The sequence below is a fragment of the Pseudomonas sp. HMSC063H08 genome (genome assembly GCF_001813645.1).
GTDB lineage: Bacteria > Pseudomonadota > Gammaproteobacteria > Pseudomonadales > Pseudomonadaceae > Pseudomonas > Pseudomonas aeruginosa.
On record NZ_KV813365.1, the window covers coordinates 1 to 3,930 of the forward strand.

The window sequence follows — 3,930 nt, forward strand, 5'->3', positions numbered from 1 at the left end:
AAATCGGTGTCCGGGATCAGTAGACCACTACAAAGCGCCGGTGGGGCGGGGCGATTATCTCGGCTTCAATTTACGCTGAAGATAAGTCCTGAGTTTCTATCAGAAATTAACTTTAACTTTAGAGGGCGGATGAGTCTGGATTGCTTTCTATGTAGGCTGAAAGTTCGTCTTTTACCTTGAGGCCAGCGGCCTTTGTTGTGCCAGGTCCACTATGTGGAATGTAATAGGTGTCAATTCCGCGAGGGTCTTTAAGGCGTTGATGTGTGTCGAGCTCTGATGTCCAGGGTAACAATATATTTCCTTTCTTAAAGTCGGACTTTGTTTTTCCAGTCTCTAGATAGAGTTCTATTAGTTCTCCGGAGCTGTTGGTGGTGGTGGCTTTTCTGTTTTTCTTCAATTCCTTAGCCGTTTTTTCGTCAAGTGCGTATTTTAGGCTGTCGTCTAGGGAGTCAATTTTGTCTGGTGATACAATTAAGACTTGTTTTGCTCCTTTCGAAGCCAAGTCAAGAATACGTCCGAACTCGGCATCCCTTTGGATGTATTCTTCGCTGTGAAACTTCATTTTACTTTCCTTGCTGTTAAGAAATTTGCTTGATAGTGCAGTGTCGAAATTACATCCCTGTGATGGCTGCTGGCTACTGCTAATGCATACAGTTTAATTGGCCTTTCAGTCCGCGAGAGCGGACTTTTTTTGCCCGGAGGAAAGCATGGGCACAGAAAACCAGCACCTGGCCGGTCGCAAGGGCGGCAGTAGCAAGCCGAAACAGCCGGTCGAGGCACCCGACAGCCTGCGCTCGGTCGCGATGGCCAAGATCCTGCTCGCCGTGGGCGAGGGCGAGTTCGCCGGCGTTCCGAGCGAGCGCGATATCTACCTCGACAACACCCCACTGATGGACCCGAGCGGTAACCTGAACTTCCCCAACGTTAAGTGGGAGTGGCGCGCGGGGGCGGTGGACCAGGACTACATCCCTGGCATCCCTGCCGTTGAGAACGAAACCAGCGTCAACGTCGAGTTGCGCAGCGATACGCCCTGGGTGCGCTCGCTGAGCAATACCCAGCTTTCCGCAGTGCGTCTGCGCTTCGCCTGGCCAGCGCTCCAGCAGCAGGACACCAACGGCAACATCGGCGGGTACCGGATCGAATATGCCGTAGATCTGGCCACCGACGGCGGCGCCTATCAGGAGGTGCTGCGCGAGGCCGTCGATGGCAAGACCACCACCCGCTACGAGCGTTCCCGCCGGATCGACCTGCCGGCGGCCACCAATGGCTGGCAGGTGCGCGTCCGCCGCCTGACGCCGAACCAGAACAACAACCGCATCGCCGACACCATGCTGATCGCCGGCTACACCGAGGTGATCGACGCGAAGCTGCGCTACCCGAACACGGCGCTGCTGTACGTCGAGTTCAGCGCAGAGCAGTTCAGCAACATTCCGGCTGTAACAGTCGACTGCCGCGGGAGGAAGGTCCAGGTGCCGAGCAATTATGATCCGGAGACCCGGGCCTACCTCGGCATCTGGGACGGCACGATGAAACAGGCCTGGACCGACAACCCGGTCTGGCACACCTACGACATCGTGACCAACGATCGCTTCGGTGTGGGTAAACGCATCAAGGCCTGGATGGTAGACCGTTGGGAGATGTACCGGATTTCCCAGTACTGCGACCAGTTGGTGCCGGACGGGAAGGGCGGCCAGGAGCCGCGACACACCTGCAACCTGAACCTGCAAAGCCGCGCCGGGGCCTGGGAGCTGCTGCGTGACCTCACCGCGATCTACCGTGGTATGGCGTACTGGGCCCAGGGCCAACTGAAGATCCAGGCGGATATCCCGCGCGCCACCGACGTCGATTTCGCCTACACCCGGGCCAATGTCATTGACGACCGCTTCAGCTACGGCTCGGCCAGTGAGCGCACTCGCTACAGCCGTGCCTTGGTCAGCTACGACAATCCGGCGAACAACTACGACACCGACGTGGCTGTGGCCACCGATAAGCGCCTGCAGCGGCGTTACGGCGACAACCCGGTCGAGGTGGCAGCCATTGGCTGCACCCGCGAGAGTGAGGCCCAGCGGCGCGGAAAATGGGCGATCCTGACCAACAGCCAGGATCGCACGATAACGTTCCGTACCGGGATGGACGGAGCAATCCCGCTGCCGGGATGGGTGATTCCGGTGGCTGATGCGCTGTTGGCTGGACGGGAGATCGGCGGGAGGATCTCGGCGGTTGCTGGCCGAGTGATCACCTTGGATCGCGATACTCAGGCGAAGGCTGGCGACCGGCTGCTCCTGAACCTGCCCAGCGGTAAGGCTGAGGCGCGAACCGTGCAGTCGGTAACCGGGCGCGCGGTGACCGTGACGACAGCCTACAGCGAGACCCCGCTACCGGAACTGGTCTGGACCCTCGATGCCGACGACCTGGCGGTGCCGCTCTACCGTGTGATGAAAGTCAGCCAGCCGGAGCGGGGTGTCTTCGAGATCACCGCTCTGCAGTATGAGCCCGGGAAGTTCTCGGCGATCGACACTGGTGCCAAGTTGGAGAGCCGGCCGATCAGCGTTATCCCGATCACCACAGTTGCGCCGCCGGCGAGCGTCACGCTGACCTCGCACTACCAGTTCGATCAGGGGTTGGCGGTCAGCACGATGACCATCGCCTGGCCTGTTGTAGAAGGGGCGGTGGCATACGACGTCGAGTGGAAGAAGGACAGCGGCAACTGGATCCGCCTGCCGCGTGCCGGCACCACCAGCGTCGATGTGACCGGCATCTACGCAGGAGGCTATCTGGCGCGGGTGCGCGCGGTGTCGGCGTTCGACATCACGTCGGTCTGGAAGAGCTCGATCCTGACCCAGCTCAGCGGTAAGACCGGCGCGCCACCGGCGCTGGCGTTCCTGCGTACCACCAGCGGACCGTGGAAGATCGGCCTGGAGTGGGCATTCCCGGCCAGTGGCGCGGCGGACACCGCCTACACCGAGATCCAACAGTCGGTTACCCCGGGCGGCAGCGAACAGAACGCAACTGCCCTGGGCTTGTTCGCATACCCGACCGACACCCACACGCTGACCTCGCTGGCGGCCGGCGCTCGCCTGGCCTTCCGCGGGCGGCTGATCGACCGGACCGGCAACGTCGGCCCCTGGTCGGCCTGGGTCGACGGTATCAGCTCGACGGATGCGAGCGAGTACAACGAACTGATCACCAAGGAGTACGTCGAGTCCGCGCTGGGCGAGCAGTTCTTCGCCGACATCGATCAGATGCAGGTCGATATCAGTGGCCTGCAGGACCAGATCGACAATCTGACCGATGTGCTGGCCTACGACCCGACGAAGACCTACGCGAAGAACGATATCGTGCGGGTCGGCAACCGGCTGTATCAAGCGAAGCAGGCGGTGCCGCTCAACGCCTCTCCGCCGAATGCGACCTACTGGGCCGACATCGGACAGTCGATCGAGACGGCCAACGGCCTGGCCCAGCAGGTGGCCACCAACACTGCGGATATCACCGAGCTCGACGGTAAGGTCGAAGCGGCGGCTTCGAGCCTGGATGTTCTGCAGGCTGCCGCCCGCCGGGAGCCGGCGACCGGAGAGAAGGCCGATGCGCTGAAGGGCTGGGACACCATTGCTCGAGCCGCCACCGAAGTCACCGTGCGGGCGAACGAGGACGAAGCGCAGGCGAAGCGGACGAGCTTGCTTGAAGCGCGGACTGCAACTGCGGAGGGGCGCATTACCACGGTCGAGCAGGTGACCGCGAGCGACAGACAAGCCACTGCCCAGCGCATCGACCAACTTTCAGCGGAGGTGGGTAGCAACAGTGCGGCAATCCAGACGACGTCCCAGGCAGTGGCCTCTCTGGATGGGAACGTTCAGGCGCTCTACAGCGTAAAGCTCCAGGCCCATGCCAATGGGCAGTCGTACGCCGCTGGCTGGCAACTGGGCTTCGACA

The 3,930-nt window shown here is 61.2% G+C and carries 2 protein-coding genes; one reads left to right on the forward strand and one right to left on the reverse strand.

The genetic code is table 11. The features are described 5' to 3' along the window. Window positions 1-118: 118 nt before the first annotated feature. Window positions 119-562 (reverse strand): hypothetical protein, encoded by a 444-nt coding sequence (locus HMPREF2924_RS35390; protein WP_123809178.1) that lies wholly within the window; start codon window positions 560-562, stop codon window positions 119-121. 145 nt (window positions 563-707) lie between these two features. Here HMPREF2924_RS35390 and HMPREF2924_RS05080 point away from each other — a divergent pair. After that, window positions 708-3,930: TipJ family phage tail tip protein (locus HMPREF2924_RS05080; RefSeq protein ID WP_070700396.1), on the forward strand; the 3,223-nt coding region annotated here is incomplete at its 3' end.